Annotated in this window: 2 protein-coding genes and 1 pseudogene; 2 read left to right on the top strand and 1 reads right to left on the bottom strand. The window is 75.1% G+C overall.

What is annotated here, in order from left to right; all coding sequences use genetic code 11:
- A pseudogene (locus tag AB0J52_RS37885) lies at nucleotides 1-102 on the bottom strand (transposase); the annotation flags it as partial.
- Between the two features lie 14 nt (nucleotides 103-116).
- Here AB0J52_RS37885 and AB0J52_RS37880 point away from each other — a divergent pair.
- Both AB0J52_RS37880 and AB0J52_RS37875 read left to right on the top strand, forming a co-directional pair.
- Nucleotides 117-584, top strand: a complete 468-nt coding sequence (locus tag AB0J52_RS37880; protein WP_500187813.1) for a response regulator transcription factor — start codon at nucleotides 117-119, stop codon at nucleotides 582-584.
- Nucleotides 585-894: 310 nt separating this feature from the next.
- A partial coding sequence (locus tag AB0J52_RS37875; RefSeq protein ID WP_500187812.1) for a YveK family protein occupies nucleotides 895-2,046 on the top strand: 1,152 nt, incomplete at its 3' end.

Raw genomic sequence — 2,046 nt, 5'->3', positions numbered from 1 at the left:
GAACCCCAACTCCTGCGGCAGGAACTCCCACCGGATCCCGGTATGCAGCACGAACAGGATCCCGCACAACACCTTCCGGTCATCCAACCGCTCTCGGCCCGGAGAACGGCCTGGACGTGCTGGCCCGGCTGCGCGAGCGGCACCCGGACGTGCGGGTCGTCGTGCTCACCGCCGCGGACGGCGTGGACACGATCGTGCGCTGCGTGCGGCGCGGCGCGGTCGGGTTCCTGTCGAAGACCGAGCGGGCCGAGCGGGTCGCGGGCGTCGTCCGGCACGCGGCGCGGCGCGGCGGCTGGATCCCGCCCGACCTGCTCGGCGACGTGCTGCGCCGGCTCCTGTCCGGGCGTCCCGAGCCGGACGGCGCGGACCGGCTGCTCGCCGACCTCACCCCGCGCGAGCGCGAGGTCCTGCAGTGCATGGTGGACGGGCTGAACCGCGCGGAGATCGCCGACCGGCTCGGCCTGTCGGCCAACACCGTCCGCACCCACACCCAGAACCTGCTCGCCAAGCTCGACCTGCACTCCGCGCTGGAGGCGATCACGCTCGCCATGCGCGCGGGGATGCGCCCCTCCGAGGAGCCCTGACCGCCGCGCGCCGGGATGCGCCCCTCCGAGGAGCCCTGACAGCCGCCCGGGCGGAGATGCGCCCGTCCGAAGAGCGCTGACCGTCGCACGGGGCGGAGATGCGCCCCCTCCGAGGAGCCCTGACCGCCGCGCGCGGGGATGCGTCCGCCCGAGGAGCCCGGCCCCCCGCCATGTGCGCGGGGATGCGTCCGTCCAGGGAGCCCTGACCCGCCCCCCGCAAACGACGTAGCCGAGTCGTATTTGTGGGCGATTCGATCTTTATGCACCCTTCCTACGCTCGCGGTGTCAGGACAGGCGAGGGGGCCGTGCCGTGGAGATCGACGAGGTCGCCGCCCGGGTGATCCGCACCTACTGGGCGCTTCTGCTGGTCGCGACGGTGGCGCCGCTGCTCGCGGTGTACGCGCTGCTGGACGGCAGGACGCCGCCCGCCGCCGCGCAGGCCCGGATCGTCGTGCCGGGCGGGGCCGCCGCCGGGGCCGCCGGGGACAACGGGGTGAGCGCGGCGGTCAGCACCGTCAAGGCGTTCGCCACCGGCCACGACCTGCTCGCCAAGGTGATCAAGGACGGCCGGCTCGCCCGCGACCCCGGCAAGGTGGCCAAGCAGATCACCGTGAAGGGGCTCGGGACGTCCACGGTCGTCGAGCTGTCGGTCAAGGACCCGGACCCGGCCGTCGCGCTGAAGCTGACCCAGACGGTCTCGGCCGAGACGGTGCGCGACATCAACAGCTCCAACCAGAGCGCGATCCAGAACCAGCTCAACCAGATCAACCAGCAGATCACCTCGCTGGAGAAGCAGCAGGCGGACGCCTCGCCCGGCCCGCCCACCGACCGGATCCTCACCCAGCTCACCGACCTGCGGGCCAGCCGCAGCGATCTGCGCACGCAGCTCAGCACGGCCGGGAACGCGTCGGTCGCGCAGCCCGCGATCGCCGCGCCCAGGACCGACCCGAAGGTGATGATGACGGTCGTCGCGGGGCTCGGCGGGCTGGTGCTCGGCATCCTCGCGGCGGTCGTCGCGGAGATGGTCCGGCCGACCGTGCCGGGGCAGCGCCGGGTGGCGCGCCGGCTGGACGTCCCGCTGCTCGGCCGCCTCGGGGGCTCCCCGGCGGAGACGGCGGCGCTCGGCCGCCGGATCCTGCTGGCCGCGCGCCGGACGGGGGCCGCGCAGGTCACCGTCGTGTCGGCGGCGGGCGGACCGCTGCCCGCCGAGCTGGTCTCGCAGATCGCCGAGGCGGTCTACGGGGACCGGACGCGCGTCGTGCCCTCCGCTCCGTCCGCTCCGTCCGACGGGCCGGCCGAGCCGGACGCGTCCGAGGGCGACAAGAGCCGGTTGAACGGCAGGAGCCGCCCGTCCGCCAAGGACGGCGAGGGCGACGGGGGCGGCGGCGACACCCTGGGCCCGGCCGCGCCGGCGTCCGACGGATCGCCGTCCACGTCCGTGGTGCGGACGGCCGGACGTGCC

Origin of the sequence: Spirillospora sp. NPDC049652 (genome assembly GCF_040675125.1) — a bacterium.
In the GTDB taxonomy this organism is placed as follows: Bacteria; Actinomycetota; Actinomycetes; order Streptosporangiales; family Streptosporangiaceae; genus Spirillospora.
The sequence above is the reverse complement of the archived record's forward strand: the minus strand, read 5'-3'. Positions and strand labels throughout refer to the sequence as shown.